Source organism: Klebsiella sp. CN_Kp104 (assembly GCF_040064515.1).
GTDB lineage: Bacteria > Pseudomonadota > Gammaproteobacteria > Enterobacterales > Enterobacteriaceae > Klebsiella > Klebsiella aerogenes.
Genome location: NZ_JBEAII010000044.1, coordinates 65,180 through 87,296, shown reverse-complemented (window position 1 = coordinate 87,296; position 22,117 = coordinate 65,180). Strand labels below are relative to the sequence as shown.

Here is a 22,117-nt window from a genome sequence, read left to right as displayed (position 1 = left end):
CGGTGGCGCTTACGCTTACCGGGGCTACCAACCGAATACCGAACCGTAGCCCGGAGAAGGCGCCATGCGCCTTCTCCGGGTATTCACCCCGCTAATTCCCGCCATTTTCTTCTTTTCCGCCGCCCTTTATACTGCGGGGGTCTCCCTTACTGATAATAAAAAAATGAAATACCTCTATTTACTGCTGGCGCTGGCAAGCTTCGCCGCAGACGCTGCGGATCCGGGCAGCCAATACCAACAGCAGGCCGAAGCTGGCGATCCGCGCGCGCAGTTTTATCTGGCGGATACCTGGATTAGCTCCGGCAACTATCAACAGGCCGAATACTGGGCGCAGAAAGCGGCGGCGCAGGGCGATGGCGACGCGATGGCGCTGCTGGCTCAGCTTAAAATCCGTAATCCGCAGCAGGCCGACTATCAACAGGCCCGACAGCTAGCGGAAAAATCCGTGCAGGCCGGCAGCAAGGCCGGCGAGATTATCCTCGCCCGCGTGCTGGTAAATCAGCAGGCTGGCCCCACCGATTATGCGCACGCCATCAGGCTGCTGCAGGATGCGGCCAAAGATGAAGAGAGCGACTCGGCCGTCGATGCGCAGATGCTGCTGGGGCTTATCTACGCCAGCGGCGTGCTGCCGCCGGAAGATGACCTCAAGGCCGCGCAATACTTCAAAGGCAGCTCGGCGCTTTCACGCACCGGCTATGCCGAATACTGGGCAGGGATGATGTTCCAGCAGGGAGAGAAAGGTTTTATCGAACCAAACCCGCAAAAAGCGCTGCACTGGCTTAACGTCAGCTGTCAGGAGGGGTTTGATACCGGATGTGAAGAGTTCGACAGGATAACCAAAGGCTAAAAAAAGCCCGGCGCGAATGGCCGGGCTCTGACATCTTATTGGGCGGTTTTATCAAACTTGCCCAGCACTTCGCGTTCATACGCCAGCGCTTTCTTGCGATCAAACTTATGTTCCCACTTGGCGATAACCAGCACCGCCAGCGCGTTGCCGACCACGTTCAGCGCGGTACGCGCCATATCGAGGATACGGTCGACGCCGGCAATAAACGCCAGCCCTTCCAGCGGGATCCCCACGCTACCCAGGGTCGCCAGCAGCACCACGAAGGAGACGCCCGGTACACCCGCGATGCCTTTCGAGGTCACCATCAGCGTCAGCACGAGAGTGATTTCCTGCCACAGGGAGAGGTCGATACCGTACAGTTGGGCGATGAAGATCGCCGCGATGCTCTGATATAGCGTCGAACCATCGAGGTTAAAGGAGTAGCCGGTCGGCACCACGAAGCTGGTGATTGAGGCTGGCGCGCCGTAGGCTTCCATTTTCTCAATGATACGCGGCAGCACGCTCTCGGAGCTCGCCGTGGAATAAGCCAGAATCAGCTCATCTTTAAGGATACGAATCAGGATCCAGATGCTCAGCCCACATACCCGCGCCACGATACCCAGCACCACCAGCGCGAAGAACAGAATCGCGAAGTAAACCAGGATAACCAACTTAGCCAGCGGCCACAGCGAAGCGAAGCCGAAGGTGGCGACGGTCACCGAGATCAGGGCAAAGACCCCGACCGGCGCATAGCGCATTACCATGTGCGTCACTTTAAACATGGTTTCAGAGATAGAACGGAAAACGGTGACCAGCGGTTCGCGATGGGTCGCCGGCAATGAAGAGAGGCCCAGACCGAACAGCACCGAGAAGAAGATAATCGGCAGCATATCGCCTTTCGCCATCGAGGCGACGATATTGGTCGGCACCAGCGACAGGATAGTCCCCATCAGGCCATGAGCGTGGCTCTGCACCTCTGCGGTGGTGTTCTGATATTTCGAGATATCGACCGCCGCCAGCTGCGACATATCAATGCCGCTGCCCGGTTGGAAGACGTTCGCCAGGGTGATCCCCAGCACAATCGCCACCGTGGTGATCACTTCAAAATAGATAATGGTCTTGGCGCCGATGCGGCCCAGTTGCTTGGCGTCGCCTACACCCGCAATGCCCACCACCAGCGTCGAGATGACAATCGGGACGACAATCATTTTAATCAGGTGGATAAAGATATCGCCCGCCGGGGTCAGGAGGTTTGAGATTAACCAATCACGGCTTTCGGCGTGGTAATGCAGGTAGCTGCCCAGAAGTATGCCAAGCACCAGGGCTAGCAAAATCTGCCAGGCCAGGCTGACTTTTGTTTTTTTCATCACTACTGACTTCCTCAATGAAAGGCACCATTCCGGGAGGTAATGGCACCCACTGAAAGGGGTATGAATTGTGTTGCGTTGCTTTATGGGGTTATTTAACGCGCAATATCAGTATCATTTGCACGGCATGCTGCGCAAGCCTTTAAGAACAGGGCTTTCCTCTGGTTTTCTGCATAAATCCGCCCATTTCAGCGCATTACATTGCATAAGTATTTGTTATAAAAAATATTTAACACATTCAGTTTCTATAAATCCACGCTGTAAATTATTTCACTTCAAAGTTTCATTTGATTGAATTTCATTCAGTTTAATCAATGCGTGATCTGCCCCCCAAATAGTAAACAAAGCTCATAAAGCCCCTATTCTTAACGGTTATTTGACATATATTTAACAAGTTAAAGGAGAAAAAAAGCCATGAGCCAAATACATAAACACCCTATTCCCGCAGAGATTGCGGAACATTGCCTGATGAATCCGCAACAGTACCAGGTGAACTACCAACAATCCATCAGCAACCCAGATGCCTTCTGGGGTGAGCAAGGCAAAATCCTCGACTGGATTAAGCCCTATACGCAGGTAAAAAATACCTCTTTCACCCCGGGAAACATCTCCATCAAATGGTATGAAGATGGCACCCTGAACCTCGCGGCCAACTGTCTCGACCGCCATCTGCACGAACGCGGCGACCAGACCGCGATCATCTGGGAAGGCGACGACGCCAGCCAGAGCAAAAACATCACTTATCGCCAACTCCATCGCGATGTTTGCCGTTTTGCCAACGTATTGCTCGATCTGGGCATTAAAAAAGGCGATGTCGTTGCTATCTATATGCCGATGGTGCCTGAAGCGGCCGTCGCCATGCTGGCCTGCGCGCGCATCGGCGCTATCCATTCGGTTATCTTCGGCGGCTTTTCGCCGGAAGCGGTTGCCGGACGCATTATCGACTCCAGCGCTCGCCTGGTGATCACCTCTGACGAGGGGTTACGCGCCGGTCGCGCCATCCCGTTGAAGAAAAACGTCGATGATGCGCTGAAAAACCCGCACGTCACCAGCATCGAGCACGTAGTGGTACTCAAACGCACCGGCGGCAAAATCGACTGGCAGGAAGGTCGCGACCTGTGGTGGAGCGATCTGATTGAAAAAGCGGATGACCAACATGAAGCGGTGGAAATGAACGCCGAAGACCCGCTGTTCATCCTCTATACCTCCGGCTCGACCGGCAAGCCTAAAGGCGTGCTGCACACTACCGGCGGCTACCTGGTGTATGCGGCGACTACCTTCAAATACGTCTTTGATTATCATCCGGGCGATATCTACTGGTGTACCGCCGATGTGGGCTGGGTCACCGGTCACAGCTACCTGCTGTACGGCCCGCTGGCCTGCGGCGCCACCACGCTGATGTTTGAAGGCGTGCCAAACTGGCCGACCCCGGCGCGCATGTGCCAGGTAGTGGACAAACATCAGGTCAATATTCTGTACACCGCGCCGACGGCGATCCGCGCGCTGATGGCGGAGGGCGACAAAGCTATCGAGGGTACCGATCGTTCCTCACTGCGCATCCTCGGCTCGGTCGGCGAGCCGATTAACCCGGAAGCCTGGGAGTGGTACTGGAAGAAGATCGGCAGCGAAAAATGCCCGGTGATGGACACCTGGTGGCAGACCGAAACCGGCGGCTTCATGATCACCCCGCTGCCGGGCGCCACCGAACTGAAGGCCGGTTCCGCCACGCGTCCGTTCTTCGGCGTCCAGCCGGTACTGGTGGACAACGAAGGGACGCCGCTGGAAGGCGCGACCGAGGGCAACCTGGCGATCGCCGACTCCTGGCCTGGCCAGGCGCGTACCCTGTTTGGCGATCATGAACGCTTCGAGCAGACCTACTTCTCAACCTTTAAAAATATGTACTTTAGCGGCGACGGCGCCCGTCGCGACGAAGATGGTTACTACTGGATCACCGGTCGCGTCGATGACGTACTGAACGTCTCCGGCCACCGTCTGGGCACCGCGGAAATTGAATCCGCGCTGGTCTCGCATCCGAAAATCGCCGAAGCGGCGGTGGTCGGTATTCCGCATAACATCAAAGGCCAGGCCATCTACGCCTACGTGACGCTGAATCACGGCGAAGAGCCGACGCCGGAGCTGTATGCCGAAGTACGTAACTGGGTACGCAAAGAGATTGGCCCGCTGGCGACGCCGGATGTACTGCACTGGACCGACTCGTTGCCGAAAACCCGCTCCGGCAAAATCATGCGCCGTATTCTGCGTAAGATTGCTGCTGGTGATACCAGTAATCTCGGGGATACCTCGACGCTGGCCGATCCGGGCGTAGTGGACAAACTGCTCGAAGAGAAGCAGGCCATTGCGATGCCGTCATAACCTTAACCTATTCCCTACCCCCTCTCCCTCTTAGGAGGGAGAGGTTAAAAACATAAACTCCCCCCAAGGATTCTATTCAGCAGGAAAGCGGTAAATCAGCGACGACTCGACGCAATAGCGTCGGGCGGGTCACTGTTGCCGACGGATAGCCGATGGATGACATAAGGGTTACCTCTGGAGACGCGAAGATGAATGAACAAATTTGTCAGCGGATAGAAAATAGTGCGCATTTCAGGGAGTTAGTTGCATCACGGCAACGGTTTGCCGCCATTCTGTCAGTCATTATGTTGGTCATTTACGTAGGCTTTATTTTGCTTATCGCCTTCGCGCCCGGCTGGCTGGGGACGCCGCTGCATGAAGGCACCAGCGTGACCCGCGGCATCCCTATTGGTATCGGCGTCATTATTGTGTCCTTCGTCCTGACCGGGATTTACGTCTGGCGGGCAAACGGCGAATACGACAAGTTGACCAAAAGCGTGATCAGCGAGGTGCAAGCATCATGAAAAAAGTCCTGACGGCGCTTGCCGCCACGCTCCCTTTCGCCGCTAACGCCGCCGATGCCATTACCGGCGCGGTGCAGCGTCAGCCGACCAACTGGCAGGCGATTATCATGTTCGTGATTTTCGTCGCCCTGACGCTGTACATCACTTACTGGGCGTCAAAACGCGTCCGTTCGCGCAGCGATTACTACACCGCTGGCGGCAATATTACCGGCTTCCAGAACGGGCTGGCGATTTCCGGCGACTTTATGTCCGCGGCCTCGTTCCTCGGCATTTCGGCGCTGGTCTACACCTCCGGCTACGATGGACTGATCTATTCGCTCGGCTTCCTTGTCGGCTGGCCGATTATTCTGTTTCTGATCGCCGAACGCCTGCGTAACCTCGGCCGTTACACCTTTGCCGACGTAGCGTCTTACCGCCTGAAGCAGGGGCCGATCCGCACCCTCTCCGCCTGCGGTTCGCTGGTGGTGGTGGCGCTATATCTGATTGCGCAGATGGTTGGCGCCGGTAAGCTCATCCAGTTGCTATTCGGCCTCAACTATCACGTGGCGGTGGTGCTGGTCGGCGTGCTGATGGTGTTGTACGTGCTGTTCGGCGGCATGCTCGCCACCACCTGGGTACAGATTATCAAAGCGGTCCTGCTGCTGTTCGGCGCCAGCTTTATGGCCTTTATGGTGATGAAGCACGTCGGCTTCAGCTTCAATAATCTGTTCGCCGAAGCGATGGCGGTGCATCCGAAAGGGGCAGCGATCATGAGCCCCGGCGGGCTGGTGAAAGACCCGATATCGGCGCTGTCGCTCGGTCTCGGCCTGATGTTTGGTACCGCGGGTCTGCCGCACATCCTGATGCGTTTCTTCACCGTGAGCGACGCCAAAGAAGCGCGTAAGAGCGTGTTCTACGCGACCGGTTTTATGGGCTACTTCTATATTCTGACCTTTATCATCGGCTTCGGCGCCATCATGCTGGTGGGAGCGAATCCGGCGTTTAAAGATGCCGCCGGTCAGCTTATCGGCGGCAATAACATGGCGGCGGTACATCTGGCGGATGCCGTCGGCGGTAACCTGTTCCTCGGCTTTATCTCGGCGGTGGCTTTTGCCACGATCCTGGCGGTGGTCGCCGGGCTGACGCTGGCGGGGGCATCGGCGGTCTCTCATGACCTGTATGCCAACGTGTTCAAGAAAGGGGCGACCGAACGTGAAGAGCTGAAAGTGTCGAAAATTACCGTGCTGATCCTTGGCGTGGTGGCGATTCTGCTGGGGATTTTGTTCGAAAACCAAAATATCGCCTTTATGGTCGGCCTGGCGTTCTCTATCGCCGCCAGCTGTAACTTCCCGATTATCCTGCTGTCGATGTACTGGTCGAAGCTGACCACCCGCGGCGCGATGATCGGCGGCTGGCTCGGCCTGCTCACTGCGGTGATTTTAATGATCCTCGGCCCAACCATTTGGGTGCAGATCCTTGGTCACGAGAAAGCGATCTTCCCATACGAATACCCGGCGCTGTTCTCCATCGCCATCGCGTTCATCGGCATCTGGCTGTTCTCGATTACCGATAACTCCGCCGAAGGGATGCGCGAGCGCGAGCAGTTCCGCGCTCAGTTCATCCGTTCGCAAACCGGTATCGGTATCGAACGCGGACAGGCGCACTAAGCGTAATGACCTTCTCCGGCTAATCGCCGGAGAAGGTAGCTTTTTATTAGCCCGCCGAAAAACTCCTCACCAGCCGCAATTTACCGTCAATCAGTTTAAATAAATAGGATGTCCCGCCGTCACAGGCCTCGGATATACCGGGAAGTTGTTTATTGGCGCTTGTTCCCTGATAAATGTTTAATGTTTTCGCATCAATATCACCATGAATAACGTTATCGCAAGCGCCAAAGATTTCATGTCGCTGGCCATTTTCTACGTAATAAAACATGCCTTCCTCATCCGCAGGTGCGTACTGACGCTGTTGTTCTTCTGCTGATAAAGCATTCACCCGGTATTCGCTTATTGTCAGGGTTTCAGGAACGACGGTAAGTTGAGTTAATGGCTGGAGACCCGCAATGATTTTCAATGCATTGCGGTCAAAATCATCGCTGCTGAACCTTTCATCATTAGTCAGATCGCCAGGTTCAAGGGTGAAATCGAAAAACTGTCCCTCCAACGGGAAAACAAAAAAAGTCTTAAGCCGCGCCACATTTTTTTCCCGCAGCGCCTGCTGAAATTGTTGGAACTGCCGCAGCATGCTCTTTTGTTGTTCCGCCGTTAACGCTTCGCTGACCTCGTTAATATCACTAACGACAAGCTGCACCAGCGTGTGGTCCCTGGCGCTTTGCCACTCTCTGGTCAGCCCGGACACCAACACTGCTTTACCGCACCAGCGAGTGTCCGCCGTGCAACCCTTCAGCCCCTGGCGATAAATGAGTTCTATCTCCGGTACTTCGTTCTGTATCTCCCCGAGATCGCACATCATTGCGCTATCCAGCACCAGAACATCTCTGTCCAGCGGCTCATCGCCGTTTTTGATATCTTCCCAATTTGGCGGGCCAGGATACGTCCGCAGCTCGATTCTCCCCTGCAGGCTTACCTGTAGACCTGGCTCAGGGCAGTAGGCCCAGACACACTGCGTAAAAAATAGAACCAACATTCCTAAGTACTTCATTCCCGGCATCCTTACACTGAAGAAATAAACCACACCAAGTGTAATGAATTGTCGAAAAGGAAAATATCGGCGGCAGCGAGAATCAGAATATCGCCCTCAGTTATAGGTAAAAGTGATTACCCCTGCCGCATTTGCCGAGCCCGCCGTCACCGTCGCTCCTGTTTTGTAATAATTGGTTGAGAATAGCAACGTGTCTAAAGCATAGGCGCCGCCGGGGCTATCAGGATTAGTAAAAATAGTATAGCCGGCATCCGCGCCGCTATTGGTCACCGTGGTGCGGCTTGAAGAATACAAGCTGATATCCGTATTCAGCGGTATGGTTACTACTGGATCACCGGTCGCGTCAATATGGCGGCGGTGCATCTGGCGGATGCCGTCGGCGGTAACCACCGGAGAGGGTGACTTTTTATTAGCCCACCGAAACACTATTAATCAGTCTTAACCTACCATCAATGAGCTTAAAAGTATAAAAGACGGCACCATCACAGTCCTGTGATAATCCTGGAATTTGCTGATTTGCACGAGTACCTTGATAAATACGTAAGCCTCCCTCTTCAAAAGTACCGTAAATGATACGATCGCAGACGCCATAAACCTCATGTTTCACACCATTTTCCAGATAATAAAACAGCCCCTTTTCATCAGTTGAAAAATAACGACGTTTCTGTTCCTCAACAGATAACGCATTATCTCTGTGTTCGCCTATGGTCAGCGTGACGGGATCAATTCTTAGCTTCACGAAATCCTGCAGGCTATCCATAATTGCCGTTCTATATTGCTCAAAAAAACGTTCCGATAATCTTTCTGAAAACTGTTCCTTCCACTCGTCAAAAGTTATGAAATCCGCAACCATTCCCTCGACAGGAAAAACAAAAAAAGTCTTAAGCCGTGCCACATTTTTTTCCCGCAGCGCCTGCTGAAATTGTTGGAACTGCCGCAGCATGCTCTTTTGTTGTTCCGCCGTTAACGCTTCGCTGACCTCGTTAATATCACTAACGACAAGCTGCACCAGCGTGTGGTCCCTGGCGCTTTGCCACTCTCTGGTCAGCCCGGACACCAACACTGCTTTACCGCACCAGCGAGTGTCCGCCGTGCAACCCTTCAGCCCCTGGCGATAAATGAGTTCTATCTCCGGTACTTCGTTCTGTATCTCCCCGAGATCGCACATCATTGCGCTATCCAGCACCAGAACATCTCTGTCCAGCGGCTCATCATCGTTTTTGATATCTTCCCAATTTGGCGGGCCAGGATACGTCCGCAGCTCGATTCTCCCCTGCAGGCTTACCTGTAGACCTGGCTCAGGGCAGTAGGCCCAGACACACTGCGTAAAAAATAGAATCAACATTCCTAAGTACTTCATTCCCGGCATCCTTACACTGAAGAAATAAACCACACCAAGTGTAATGAATTGTCGAAAAGGAAAATATCGGCGGCAGCGAGAATCAGAATATCGCCCTCAGTTATAGGTAAAAGTGATTACCCCTGCCGCATTTGCCGAGCCCGCCGTCACCGTCGCCCCTGTTTTGTAATAATTGGTTGAGAATAGCAACGTGTCTAAAGCATAGGCGCCGCCGGGGCTATCAGGATTAGTAAAAATAGTATAGCCGGCATCCGCGCCGCTATTGGTCACCGTGGTGCGGCTTGAAGAATACAAGCTGATATCCGTATTCAGCGGTAGCGCCTCGCCATTCAGATTGAGCTGGACGCCAACGCCGGTGGCGACATTGCTATCTGTCGTCAGCGCCATCACCGTGTTATCAGGGTTATCACCGCTGGCTTGTGCCGCCGTCACCCGCATCGATACGTTGGTGCCCGGTTCGCAGGAGAGCGTAACCGACTGCCGAGCTGAGCCCACTTTCGTCGCTGAATTAAACGCCGAAGCGCTGATCGACCCCATTGCGAAGTTGAGTCCCGAACTGTTAGCCACACAGCCCATCGGGGTCAGTTGAATCGTGGTGGTACCGCTAATATGTAATGGGGAAATACTGGTCGTATTGACATTATCCTGCACCGATACTCTGGAAATCGGATCGCCAAACGTTAAAGTGCTATTGCTGGCAATCGGCCCACCGGTGGCGACCAACTGTAGCTGGTAGGCTGGCGAGTAATTGGTTGTCGCAAAACTATCACCAAATCCCGTAGGCTTGCCCAGATAAAAGTTCGTATCGCCAATATAATGCGTTTGATAATCACTGTTAAAATCATTGGTATCGCCGCCATACTCACCAGTGATATTTAGCCAGACTTTAACACGAATACCGACACCTGCAACCGAGGTGGTATAGATATTATCGCCAATTAGCGTACCCGCATTATTTGATGCCCACTTAAAAATAGCATAGGTTTCGCCTTCACAATTTAATAATGTTGTCTGCGCGCGCGTAATTTTGCCGGAGTCATATAAAATGGTCCCCGCCGAATAGCTCCCCGCATTGACGAGAATTTTTTCCGGTAAATTGGTCATAGAGACACTGCCATAATTAATCCCATCACAGGCCCAACCACAAACAGGAAAGACAATAACCAGCAACAGTACAATGTATTTTTTCATAGCCTTCCCTGTATATATTATTTATAGATCACATCAAATGTGGCCGTAAACCCCACTACCCCGGCTCGGATATTCCCGTAGGGGGAGTACATTCTGGCGATCATATTAAAAGTATGAGTATCAGTATTATCAAAAGTAAAAAGATAACTATCGCCAGGACCTAGAGGTTGTTGGTCAGTTTGGCTTAATAACTGCATGCCAACACCGGTAGCGCCGTTACTGCCCGTTTGATAGTTTTTATAAATCGTGGAATGAGCATCATCAAAATACGAACCGCTAAATGACAAGGTGACTGCGGATAACCCTGCTGCACAGTTGGAAAACGTTAACTGAACCGGTGTATCCGCGCCGCTGGAACCAGCCTTACCGGTGAGGGTTTGATAAGACACGGTACCTAAGTCAACGTTCGTTGCCGGCTTTATCGCCACCTCGCAGGAAGGTTCTTCTATACTCCCCGTGACGCTAACATTAATGGTACTGGAATCAGTGTAAGCCTGAACCGAGGCAGCAATAAAAAAGCTGCCTGTCAGATAGCTAAGACGACTGATTAATATCAACCCTGTTTTTTTTATACTGTCCATGTCCTCGCCTTAGCACGATCAATTAATGGCAATTGGCCTGATAGAAAATAATGTCCCGACCCGTATGTTGCCCGCTAAAATCGTATTCAGCCTGACACTGTTCATGCTGACCGCTCCCCCATTTGACGAGCAAGATCCCTTTTTGTTGGAGGCCCGTTACATATACCTGACCGTCATCGCCAACGATATTGCTGCGGATATCGTTGGCTCGCGCATTGTTTGTATCCCGAGACACAATGGCGCCAAATGGAACGATTCCAGATTTCGTTTTCAAGGTAATCATTGCTTTATTGCCGATAAAGGTATCGTATTTTATTTTTACGATGGCGTTGCGCGTCGGCACCACGGTTCTCACCACGTTATCCACTTCGGCGCCAGTGACCTGCTGCTCATCCAATGACAAGCTGTTGGTATGATAAGGCCGGATATAAGGCACAATAGCGTAGCCCGCAGAATCGGTGCTGACGTTCGTTTGACCGCGCACCGTCACATCGCTGACGCCAGGTGTTTCAATCAACGCCGAACTTTCGCCCAGAAAACGAGAAAGCGTAACGCCCCCAGAATGAGCAACCATGCCGCCGCGCAACGTATAGTTATAGTGCTGGCTATAGCGATCGTAACCATAGCCGCCAGTCACCTCCCCCTTTGCCCCCTGGTAATCCAGAGCAATATTTCCGGAGATACTTTTATCCGTGGCGTCATAGCCTTGCTGAACGTTCCAGTTCAGCGAACGATCGGCAAGCATCATCCCGTTAAGACCGACACTGTGCGTGGTATCGCTTTTACGGCCAGCGCTCATACTGTAATTGGCTGACATCGTTTCGCTGAGCGGCACACTCAGCGTGAGTGACACGATAGTGTCGCTGTCTGGATTGCTCTCCACGCTATCGTCTGTACTTTGGACATTACGGTTGTACGAGTAATTAACAAAGTAAGACACTTTGCCGATGGTACCGCTATAACCAACGCCTAAAGAGGCCATTCTTGAGTTATCCCAATACGTTTCATTGACCAGGGAAAGCGACAGTGAGCCGTATCCAGATAGCGTTTGCGAAATTGACGCATCAAAACGACCTTTTTTGCGACCGGTTAATGAACTGCGGTCATTATCAGCGGTAGTCTCATCGATAAAGTCGGCAAAAGAATAATATCCGGAAGTGGAATAGCGATAACCCGCGACGGAAAAACTGGTCCCCGATTGCATAAAACTTTTATTAAAACGCAGGCGATAGGATTGCCCTTTCTCTTTGGTTGCGGAGAGCGAGTTATCGTTATTTCTCATCTCAGCCAAAGAGCCGGAAGCATCCAGCGAAAGAGCGCCAACAACACCGAGATTGAATCCGGTACCTACGAGTATATTCGTATACCGATCTTCAGCTTGCTGAAACCCGGTATAGAGCGTGGCGTTGCTGGAAAGCCCGTAAGCCAGAGTTGACTGGACAAAATTATATTCTTCACCGCCTGAATTGGCCGAGCGGGTCTTACCGCTGCTAAACGTGTAATCCAACTGCCCTTCGCGCTGCAAAATCGCCAATGATGCGTAAGGAACGACGAAACTTTGCTGACTGCCATCTGATTCTTTAATATTGACGTACAAATCGCCAGCGCTACCGGTGGAGTACAGATCTTTTATCTCAAAGGCGCCGGGGGCAACCGTCGTTTTATAAATACTATAGCCGTTTTGGTAAACAGAAACTTCGGCTGTTGTCCGCGCAATTCCCTTAATCGTCGGAGCAAAACCATGCAGGCTATCTGGTAGCATTTCTTTGTCCGAACTTAGCTGTAGACCAGTGAAGTTCAAACTGTCGTAAATATCCGACGCGGTATAGGTATTGCCCATCACCAATTGGCTTTTCAGCCGATGAATATCTCGCGCAAGATAGCTATAAACCGATTCCCACCGGCTGCCATCATCGCTATGGTTAAACGTGCTGTAGTTGCGTATACGCCACGCCCCCCAATTAATACCTGGCTGCAGGCTGGCAAACTGACTCTCCGTCGCGGCGCCGCCATGACGCGGAATGCTACGCTGGCCGGATAGGTTGTAATTGAGAACACCGGCATTGATGCCTTGCTGCCACTGATTTTCCGGCACATAGTCTCTTGGCCGATTAAGTAACGCGGCCTGTGGAATCGAAAAATTAATCCGCTGCTGGGCGAGTTCGACGGTGTACTCAAGCCCCGGAATGGCAGACAGGCGAGCGCATTCCGTTCCCGCTGCAGCCAGCTGCGGGTAACTCTCTGTATTAATTAACCACGTTTTAAGATGCTCAAGTCGAATGCAAGGTTGAACCGCCATCGCGGCATCGCCGGGATGTTCTTTAAAATCAATAGATTCAGAAGAAACGAATTTATCATTTATATAAACATCCAGGCTATAGCGGCCCGGCGGCACCGCTTCCTGAGAAAAATAGGATAAATCGACAGCAGTTGATTGGCTTTCCGTAACCTCAAGGAGATGGGGATTAAAATATTCACTCGCCTGTACGCTAATGCTCAACGCGGCGGCGGACAGGATTAAAATAATACGGAAGTAGATTAAGCCCTTACTATTGTACAACTGCAGTGTATTTCTTTCCTGACATACCATAATCATTAATCACGCTCCATGTGATCGATTTTTTTCCTGTCGAGGATAAATTACCTTCCATTGGAATTTTTAACGTTGTAAACGGAGCGGCAAACCATGCTCCTGAGACGTTCTTACCATTAATAGCGATCTGCGAGAAATTCATATAAAGTGGCGAGCTATTTGTTACACTAATGATATCCCCATGGCGCTGCCATTGTAATTTTTCGGCATACATTTCAGGCGAACTATTTTTAAGTTCAGCAGGGCGATAGATCAGTTTTATTTTTGAATTAATCGCGAACTGAACCATGTTGGTATCCGGCATATTATTCATTGCCGGGATTCCTTTCACGTTAAGCCAGAACATAGATTCACGATCGGCGGCCAGAGGCTTACCGGAACGCACTATTCGCACGAAACCTTTTTCTCCCGCTTTTAAGCGAAAAAGCGGAGGGGTGATGATAAATGCGTCTTTCGCCGGAGATGTGGCATCCACCACTGAGACCCACGACTGAACAATATCAGAGCTATTATCCTTATTCTCTACAGCGACTTCGGCATTATTTTTTGCACCGTCAAATATCACGCGAGTTGCGCCAACCACTACGCTCGCTTGCGCGCTGGTGATAAATAATAAACCGAAAAATAACAGAAAATATCTCATCTGCTTTTATTCCAGGGGAATCACGATAGATTCCCCATGCTCCATGAAAAATATTAATAGTAAGTCACGTTATAAGTCACAGTAGTTTGTACTGCGCCTTTAGTTGGGTCAGCGCTTCCTGATTTAGCCATTTTCACCGTAAAAGGGATGGTCGCCTCACCAGAGGAGATATCAACATCAGCGCCCTCAACGTTATTTTTGAGTAAATTTCCCGCATTGTCGAAGATAGCAACGGCAACGCCTGATGCCGCTTCCGAGCCCGCCTGGTTTTTAAAATAATCGCTATTAGCGCTGTCTGCTTCGCCACCAAATGTTACGCGAGCGATAGTGCTCCCCCCCTCTTCAGTGGTTGGACAATCAGCCAGTTTAAAGGAAAAGTTTTTCGCCGCACCGTAGGTATAGGCTTTTAAATCTGCAACCGACGCTGTTCCCATGGCAATCGCAGTCACACCGCCGTCAATTGTTGCGGTGCAGGTTGTATCAGAAACGGTACCGGTGAAGGTAATGGTATTCGGCGCAGCTTGCGTAATAGTAGACAACATACAGGAGGCGGAAATCGCCAGCGCGCTGAACAAATATTTTTTACTGATTTTCATATGAATTCCCATATCCATTGTAAAATGACAATCAATCCGTCAATTGCTTCATGCAGATATTTTAGAGAATGGAATTCAATATTCGCATTACAAATGCGTCATGCAAATAATGATAAGATCAATTTATACCCGTCATACTTCACCACGTGGTCACTCATTGAATCCATTCAATAATAATAGTCCACGTAAAAAGAATATCGCGCAGGGAATATTTTTCAATAAGAAGGGCTAACATCACTCGTTAGCACAGATTTATCATTTGCCATCACAAACTATAAATCGATAAACATCAACAAATTAGATAGTCATAAAACGATAAATCAAATTAATGTATTCTGATGGATTCAGAATAAAGCCTAAACACTTTAAATATGAATTAAGTCAAACATCTTATCTATACGTAGTTTCTTAATTAATTTTAATATCGGCAGTCTTACTCGCTGTACTTCGGGGTAAGACTGCTAAATATCAGAATAACGCCCAGCGCACCAAAGGCGCCGCCAGTACCATCACTACGCCAGAGAGCATCATCACCAGGCTGGCGACCACGCCCTCCTGCTGGCCGAGTTCGTAGGAGCGGGCAGTCCCGGCGCCGTGCGACGCCGCGCCGAACCCAGCCCCTTTCGCCATTCCGGCGCTGATCGACAGGCGTAAGAACAGCACGTCGCCAATCGCCATGCCGAAGACTCCGGTAACCACCACAAATAATGCCACCAGATCCGGTTGGCCGCCGAGCGGTTTCGCTGCCGCCAGCGCAAATGGTGTGGTCACCGAGCGTACCGCCAGGCTTCGCTGGATCTCATCAGAAAGAGTAAATAGACGCGCCAGCCAGACGGAAGTGGTCACCGCCACCACCGAAGCCGTCACGACACCGGCGGTCAATGACATTCAGTGACGCTTAATAATCGCCATGTTGTCATAAACCGGTACGGCGAAGGCGATGGTGGCCGGCCCCAATAACCACAATAGCCAGTGCGACTCGCCCATATAGCTCTGGTAGGAAATATGACCAAAGACGAGGATCAGCACCAACAGTACCGGTGTGAGCACCAGCGGCATCAACGGCAGTTTGTGGAAGCGGCGATAGAGGCGTTTATTGGCGAAATAGAGCCCGAGGGTGACCGCCAGGCACAACACGCTCAGGGTAAAATCACTCATCTTTTAACCTGCTCACTTCGTAGCGATAGACCTTATCCACTACCCAGGCCGTGGCGCCCAGTACCATGGTGGTGCTTAGCCCGATGACGAGGAAGATGCGCCAGCCGTCTATCATCAGCAGCTGCGCATAGTTAACGACGGCAACCACCGCCGGGACGAAAAACAGCAGCATCTCCGCCAGTAGCCAGCGCGCACCTGCACGCACCCAGTTTAGCGGTATCACCCGGCAGACGATAAGCATCAGCAGCATCAACATGCCGACAAGATTGGCAGGAAGCGGGAGATGTAGCCAATTAACCAGATATTCAGCGCAGACAAACAACCCGGCATAGAGCAGTACCTGAACCGGTACCTGAAGACGTTGCATCACGAAAGGCGCAACACGTGCTGGCGCGAAGGCCATGAGCGGAAGTCCCTAAAAATAAGTCAGGGGTGCAGTATAGAGAGCCGCCCTTGCGGACAGAAATGAATTAAAATCATCACAGGTATAGTCTCAGGGAATAATCATGGATATACGTACGTTGCGGTATTTTGTCGAAGTCGTCCGCCAGCAAAGCTTTACCCGCGCGGCGGAGAAGCTCTTCGTCACGCAGCCCACCATCAGCAAGATGCTCAAAAATCTGGAAGATGAGCTCAATTGCACCCTGCTTATCCGTGATGGCCGTAAGCTGTTGTTAACCGATACCGGCCGGGTAGTGTTCGAACGCGGGCAGGCGATACTCGGCGAATTCAGCCAGTTAAAAGCCGAGCTCAGCGACATCAACCATCTAAATAAAGGCGTGCTGCGCCTGGGGATCCCGCCGATGGTCGGCATGTTGATGGCCGAGCCCATCAGCCGCTTTCGCCTGCGTTATCCCGGCGTGGAGCTGAAAATCTCCGAGTTCGGCGGGTTGACGGTGCAGCAGGCGGTTAGCAACGGCGAACTCGATCTGGCGATGACCGCGCTACCGGTCGATGAGGCCAGCGCTCTGACCACGCTGTCGCTCTTCAGCCATCCGCTCTGCGTCCTCGTACCGAAGACGGCGCAGTGGCAGGGTATCACCTCGATCTCGCCGCAAAAGCTGGCGCAGCATCCGTTGGTTATCTACAACGAAGATTTCGCCCTCAGCCAGCAACTGATGCGCCTGTTTGCCGAGCATGACGTGAAGCCGCGTATCGCCGTGCGCAGCGGCCAGTGGGATTTTCTGGCGGCGATGGTGCAGGCGGGCATTGGCGTAGCGATTTTGCCGGAGCCGATTTGCCAGCGGCTGGATGCCGAGGATTTTTACTGGATCCCGCTGGAGAGCGAATTACGTTGGGAATTAGGGATGATCTGGCGGGAAGGAGTGTATATGTCGCGCAGCGCCCAGGCGTGGCTGGAGTGCAGTAAGTCGTTTTGGCTGGAGTAACTCCCCGGTCGCGCTAACGCTCACCGGGGCTACATATAGACTGTCGATACTGTTATCGGTTGGCAACTTTTTAAGGATTTTTCCCGGACGCGGCGCATTGCGCCTTCTCCGGGCTACCAAATCGCACAGCGCTGTAGCCCCGGTAAGCGGCAGCGCCACCGGGGGATTTTGAGGCCATTGGTACCGGCAGTTTCAGCCAGCATAGTGAATAAATTAAAGGCAGGCCGCACGGACCGTAGGACCGAAGGTCGGGTAAGGCGTTAGCCGCTACCCGACAAAAAACGGCACCGCGAGTAGTCCCGATAAGCGTCGCGCTTACCGGGGCGAAGGTTACTGATCTTCGATTAACAGCGCTTCTAACAGGTCGAGATCGTGCAGCAGTTTCTGCAACGTCTCGTTGCTGATTTGCCGCGTCGCGCGCAGGTGGTACAGCTCGCCGCGTTCCGAACGCAGCGCCGCCAGACGGAAACGGCGCTCAAGGCTCTCTTCCAGCATCGAGGTTTCGACATCGTTACGCCCATCTACGCGGCGACGCAAATTACCGATGACACGCGAACTCACCTCGGTCAGCAGCTGGTTGTCGATATTCTCTTTGGTATCCGCCGCCAGGCGTTCTTCCATTTTCTGAATCGCGACAATCGCCACATCCGCCGTCGCGGCGCGCGCCAGACGCTCTTCTTTGCGCTGCTGTACGTGGTCGGTGGACTCAATACGCCGCAACAGAATCGGCAACGCGATCACCCCGACGAACAGGGAGAAAAGAATCACCCCGGCGGCAAGGAAAATAAGCTCGTAACGCGCCGGGAAGACGTTGCCGTCCGGCAGCAGTAGCGGAATCGATAGCACACCGGCGAGGGTAATCGCCCCGCGCACCCCGGCGACGGAGGAGATCAGCAGCTCGCGAGTGGTCCAGGAGCCAAACTCCATCGGTTTCTTCTTCAGGAAGCGCTGGCTAAGCTTACGCATCGTCCACAGCCAGCCGAAACGCACCAGCATCAGCGCGGCGTAAATCAGCACGATATCGGTGAACAGCATCCAGGTTTCAACGTTCGGATCGGCTTCCGCCGCCACCAGCGAGCTCGACAGGATATCCGGCAGCTGCAGGCCCAACAGCAGGAACACCATGCCGTTAAACACAAACTCCAGCATGGCCCAGGTACTGTTGGCGCGTAGGCGCATAGCCAGCGGCGCGGTACGCATCACCCCGGAACGGGTGATGGTCATACCCGCGGCCACCGCCGCCAGGATCCCCGAGAAACCGATATGTTCGGCAATCAGGTAGGAAGCGAACGGCAGCAGGAACAGCAGCACAATTTGCGTTGCCGGTTCATCGCCGCCCCAGCGGCTGAGGAAACGCATTGAGCGGCCATACAACCAGCTGACCACAAAACCGGCCAGGATGCCGCCAATCGCCACCTTCAGGAACTCAACGGTTGCGCCGCCAATGGTGAACACCATCGTCCCCATCGCCACGGCAACGGCAAATTTTAACGACACCAGGCCAGAGGCGTCGTTCATCAGCGCTTCGCCCTGCAGGATGCCCATGATTTTCTTCGGTATCCGCCCTTCGCCAACAATACCGGACAGCGCCACGGCATCGGTCGGCGACAGCACCGCCGCCAGGGCGAACGCCGGAACCAGCGGGATCCCCGGCACAATCCAGTAAATCAGGAAGCCGATACCAACCACGGTAACCACCACCAGCGCCAGCGCCAGGCCAAAGATTTCCCGCCCGTGCTCGATAAATTCGCGGGTCGGCGTTTTCCAGCCATCGGCAAATAGCAGCGGCGGAATAAACAGAACGAGGAAGAGTTCAGGGTCGAACTCGACGTGCAAACCAAAGGTCGGCCAGGCTAACAGCGCGCCGATGGCGATTTGCATTAACGGTAGTGGAACCTGAAAGGGCAGTACGCGTGTAACCACCCCGGAGAGTGAGACCACAAGGGTCATGATGAGTATGGTGAAGAATATTTCCATGTGTTCCCTGTTTGCTGCGTTTTCTTTTTTTATACCCTAAATAATTCGAGTTACAGGAAGGCGGCGACGCAGGGAATCCCCAGGAGCTTACTCTAGTAAGTGACTGGGGTGAACGAGGAAAGCCAACGCACATGTAACTTGAAGTATGACGGGTATACATCTGAGGCGTCATGTCTCGAAATGATACGCTACTCAGATTAACGCAAAAGGAAACAGGATGTGGCTTAAAAATTAAACGGGCGGCCAAAGCCGCCCGTCGTTAGCAGGAAAAGTTAAATCGCCCAGCCGCCGGCATAGAAGATAACCAGCGCCGCCGCGATGATCACGGTGCCCGCATTGAGCTTACGCCACTCGCCGGATACCACGCGGCCAATCACCAACGATGCGAAACCGATCATAATACCGGTCACGATGTTGCAGGTCAGCACGATGAACACCGCGGTAATCAGCCCCGCCATCGCATCAACGAAGTCATTGAAGTCGATTTTCGCCACGTTGCTCAGCATCAGCAGGCCAACGTACATCAGCGCTGGCGCGGTCGCGTAGGCCGGCACCAGATAGGAGAGCGGAGAAAGGAACAGGATCAGCAGGAACAGCACGCCAACGGTGACGGCCGTCAGGCCGGTTTTACCGCCCGCCGCCGTACCGGCCGCCGATTCGATATACACCGCCGCAGGAGCCGCGCCCACCACGCCGGAGAACACGCTGCTCAGGGAGTCGGTAGTCAGCGCTTTGCCGCCGTTGATGATCTGCCCGTCTTTATCCAGCAGGTTAGCCTGGCCGGCCACCGCGCGAATGGTACCGGTAGCATCGAATACCGCGGTCATGACCAGCGCCAGCACGCTTGGCAGCACCACCGGATTCAGCGCGCCGATGATATCAAGGCTGCCAATCAGCGAATTGCCTTTGTCATCGCTCAGCGACGGCATGGCGAAAATCCCGGAGAAGTGGACGTTCGGATCGAAAATCAGCCCGATAATTGATACCCCGATGATGGTCAGCAGAATGCCGCCCGGCACTTTCAGTTTTTCCAGCCCGATAATGACCGCCAGGCCAATCAGCGACATCATCACCGGGAAACTGTCGAAGTTGCCCAGCGCAACCGGCAGGCCGTCCAGCGGGTTTTTAATCACAAGGCCGACGCCGTTGGCGGCAATCAGAAGCAGGAACAGGCCGATACCGATGCCGGTGCCGTGCGCCACACCCTGCGGCAGGTTGCGCAGGATCCAGCTACGAATACCGGTAGCGGAGATAATGGTGAACAACACCCCCATCAGGAAAACGGCGCCTAATGCTACTGGAATGCTGATGTGCTGCCCCAGCACCAGGCTAAAAGCGGTAAATGCGGTCAGCGAAATCGCGCACCCGATAGCCAGCGGCAGGTTGGCCCACAGGCCCATGACTAATGAACCGACGCCCGCCACCAGGCAGGTCGACACGAACACCGCTGCCGGCGGAAAACCCGCTTTCCCCAGCATTCCCGGCACCACAATGACCGAGTACACCATCGCCAGGAAGGTCGTTAACCCGGCAACGATTTCCTGACGTACGGAACTGCCGCGAGCTGAAATTTTAAACCAGGCGTCTAAAGAACCGCCGGTACGCGCTGAAGGCGTAGACATAGAAAACTTCCCCTGAAAATTTTGATCGTTCGCGTGTATGCGTGATGGACCGTCCACTGCCAGTTAAACGCCATCTCCTTGTGCTGTTTCCCGGCGCCAGGAGGGAGGCTGAGAAAAAGCAAACGTTTAACTCCGCGCATACAATGCGGTATATGGAATGTCTTTGCTCCCCCTGTAGGCAGGGGAAAAAACGAGCAAAGTAAAAAGGCAAACGATTATCCTGTCTTTAGACGGCCCTTTTCAACTGAAGTTTGTCGTATTTTGCCAAATTTCGCCGCCAAAGCTCAGGAAATAGACAAACGATGCGCAAACGTTATCGTCAATGCGCAAAGCATTAACATTTTTATATGTTTTAATCCGCTTTCAGGCGCATTAACCGCCAGGTAGGGTAAACGGCCCGCCGCGCTCAATAGCGCTAATCCATGCCGGACGTGACTCAACCTGCTGCTGCCAGCGCCGTGTATGCGGCAAGTCTCCAACACCGCCGCGCGCCAGTAACGCCATCACCGGGAAGCTCATCTGGATATCCGCCATACTCAACGCACTGCCGGCAAACCACGGCTGACGGGCCAGATGCTGTTCTATATACGCCGCGTGGGTCGCCAGCTGTCTGTCCAGCCACGCTTTTTGCACCCCTTTGCCCAACGCCCCGCCCAGCGTGCGCATGCCAAGCGGCACCGGCGGCTTGCCGAGGCTGGCGAAGATAAGCTTCATCAACAACAAAGGCATTAACGATCCCTCGGCATAATGGAGCCAGAAACGATATTGCAGTTTCTCTTCCCGCCCCAGCGGTCTGAGCTGCTGGGCGCTATCGTAGGTCTCCTGCAGATATTCCAGAATCGCGCCGGACTCCGCCAGCACCACGCCTTGATCCTCAAGCACCGGCGATTTACCCAACGGGTGAATTTTTTTCAGTTCCGCTGGCGCCTGCATGTTTTTTTCACGCTGGTAGCAGACTACCTGATAGGACAATTGCAGTTCTTCCAACGCCCACAGCACGCGCTGCGAGCGGGATTGGTTGAGGTGATGGACCGTCAACATGGCGCTCTCCTGTTGTTCGTTCAAATTAACTATAGAAACAGGCGGCCAATGACGGAAAAATTTCGGCAACGTCGACAGGCAAAATCAGCAGGCTGTGCCACAATTACATTGTCGACGCAATCCGGAACCTCCTTCAACACATTGCGCAATACCTGAGGGGAGTCGACGTCGGGGGAAACCCTCCCGTGAGCCAGCGGGATAATGCGAAAGACAAAGACCGGAAAACAACTAAAGCGCCCTGTTGTGGCGCTTTAGTTT

General features: G+C 53.1%; 17 protein-coding genes and 2 pseudogenes. 5 read left to right on the top strand and 14 right to left on the bottom strand.

The features are described from left to right. Positions 1–163 precede the first annotated feature (163 nt). On the top strand, positions 164–847 hold the full coding sequence (locus ABLU80_RS22915) for a tetratricopeptide repeat protein (RefSeq protein ID WP_348850492.1): 684 nt from the start codon (positions 164–166) through the stop codon (positions 845–847). A 35-nt stretch (positions 848–882) separates the two neighbouring features. On the opposite strand, the gene gltP is transcribed toward ABLU80_RS22915, so the two are convergent. Next, positions 883–2,193 carry a glutamate/aspartate:proton symporter GltP gene (gene gltP, locus ABLU80_RS22910; RefSeq protein WP_015368716.1) on the bottom strand — a complete coding sequence of 437 codons (1,311 nt, stop codon included), beginning with the start codon at positions 2,191–2,193 and terminating at the stop codon, positions 883–885. A 414-nt stretch (positions 2,194–2,607) separates the two neighbouring features. Between gltP and acs the strand changes: the two genes are divergently transcribed. From acs to actP, 3 genes are all read left to right on the top strand, one after another. Then, the gene (acs, locus tag ABLU80_RS22905; protein WP_348850491.1) at positions 2,608–4,566 is read left to right on the top strand and encodes an acetate--CoA ligase; all 1,959 of its coding nucleotides are present in this window, start codon (positions 2,608–2,610) and stop codon (positions 4,564–4,566) included. A gap of 188 nt (positions 4,567–4,754) precedes the next feature. Then, complete coding sequence (locus ABLU80_RS22900; protein WP_015704068.1) at positions 4,755–5,069, top strand: DUF485 domain-containing protein; 315 nt, start codon at positions 4,755–4,757, stop codon at positions 5,067–5,069. Continuing rightward, a complete protein-coding gene (actP, locus tag ABLU80_RS22895) occupies positions 5,066–6,715 on the top strand; it encodes a cation/acetate symporter ActP (RefSeq protein ID WP_032709620.1) in 1,650 nt (549 codons plus the stop codon). Before ABLU80_RS22900 ends, actP begins: the two co-directional genes overlap by 4 nt. A gap of 46 nt (positions 6,716–6,761) precedes the next feature. Here actP and ABLU80_RS22890 read toward each other — a convergent pair whose 3' ends face one another. From ABLU80_RS22890 to ABLU80_RS22845, 10 genes and pseudogenes are all read right to left on the bottom strand, one after another. Next, positions 6,762–7,709 (bottom strand): hypothetical protein, encoded by a 948-nt coding sequence (locus ABLU80_RS22890; RefSeq protein WP_221695493.1) that lies wholly within the window; start codon positions 7,707–7,709, stop codon positions 6,762–6,764. Positions 7,710–7,805: 96 nt separating this feature from the next. Next, positions 7,806–8,027: pseudogene (locus ABLU80_RS22885) on the bottom strand (fimbrial protein SthE); the annotation flags it as partial. Positions 8,028–8,118: 91 nt separating this feature from the next. Further along, entirely contained in the window at positions 8,119–9,069 is a 951-nt protein-coding gene (locus ABLU80_RS22880) for a hypothetical protein (protein WP_348850490.1), read from the bottom strand. 96 nt (positions 9,070–9,165) lie between these two features. After that, a complete protein-coding gene (locus ABLU80_RS22875; protein WP_260842184.1) occupies positions 9,166–10,260 on the bottom strand; it encodes a type 1 fimbrial protein in 1,095 nt (364 codons plus the stop codon). A 17-nt stretch (positions 10,261–10,277) separates the two neighbouring features. Next, entirely contained in the window at positions 10,278–10,841 is a 564-nt protein-coding gene (locus ABLU80_RS22870; protein WP_074167334.1) for a fimbrial protein, read from the bottom strand. A 22-nt stretch (positions 10,842–10,863) separates the two neighbouring features. Next, positions 10,864–13,437 carry a fimbria/pilus outer membrane usher protein gene (locus ABLU80_RS22865; RefSeq protein WP_348850489.1) on the bottom strand — a complete coding sequence of 858 codons (2,574 nt, stop codon included), beginning with the start codon at positions 13,435–13,437 and terminating at the stop codon, positions 10,864–10,866. Next, positions 13,391–14,077: a fimbrial assembly chaperone gene (locus tag ABLU80_RS22860; protein WP_213796582.1), complete on the bottom strand. Its 687-nt coding sequence runs from the start codon at positions 14,075–14,077 to the stop codon at positions 13,391–13,393. Before ABLU80_RS22860 ends, ABLU80_RS22865 begins: the two co-directional genes overlap by 47 nt. A 53-nt stretch (positions 14,078–14,130) precedes the next feature. Next, positions 14,131–14,691 carry a fimbrial protein gene (locus ABLU80_RS22855; RefSeq protein ID WP_162750243.1) on the bottom strand — a complete coding sequence of 187 codons (561 nt, stop codon included), beginning with the start codon at positions 14,689–14,691 and terminating at the stop codon, positions 14,131–14,133. A gap of 450 nt (positions 14,692–15,141) precedes the next feature. Beyond that, positions 15,142–15,831 (bottom strand): annotated as a pseudogene (locus tag ABLU80_RS22850) (LrgB family protein). Then, complete coding sequence (locus ABLU80_RS22845; protein ID WP_015368727.1) at positions 15,824–16,234, bottom strand: CidA/LrgA family protein; 411 nt, start codon at positions 16,232–16,234, stop codon at positions 15,824–15,826. The pseudogene ABLU80_RS22850 and the gene ABLU80_RS22845 overlap by 8 nt, the downstream one beginning before the upstream one ends. Before the next feature lie 103 nt (positions 16,235–16,337). Between ABLU80_RS22845 and ABLU80_RS22840 the strand changes: the two genes are divergently transcribed. Further along, positions 16,338–17,219 carry a LysR family transcriptional regulator gene (locus tag ABLU80_RS22840; protein ID WP_015368728.1) on the top strand — a complete coding sequence of 294 codons (882 nt, stop codon included), beginning with the start codon at positions 16,338–16,340 and terminating at the stop codon, positions 17,217–17,219. Between the two features lie 330 nt (positions 17,220–17,549). Here the strand turns inward: ABLU80_RS22840 and ABLU80_RS22835 are convergent, their stop codons facing one another. From ABLU80_RS22835 to ABLU80_RS22825, 3 genes are all read right to left on the bottom strand, one after another. Next, a complete protein-coding gene (locus tag ABLU80_RS22835) occupies positions 17,550–19,196 on the bottom strand; it encodes a Na+/H+ antiporter (RefSeq protein ID WP_015368729.1) in 1,647 nt (548 codons plus the stop codon). A 272-nt stretch (positions 19,197–19,468) separates the two neighbouring features. Then, positions 19,469–20,818 carry an NCS2 family permease gene (locus ABLU80_RS22830; RefSeq protein ID WP_015368730.1) on the bottom strand — a complete coding sequence of 450 codons (1,350 nt, stop codon included), beginning with the start codon at positions 20,816–20,818 and terminating at the stop codon, positions 19,469–19,471. 372 nt (positions 20,819–21,190) lie between these two features. After that, entirely contained in the window at positions 21,191–21,859 is a 669-nt protein-coding gene (locus ABLU80_RS22825) for a glutathione S-transferase (protein WP_045367765.1), read from the bottom strand. Between the last annotated feature and the right edge of the window lie 258 nt (positions 21,860–22,117).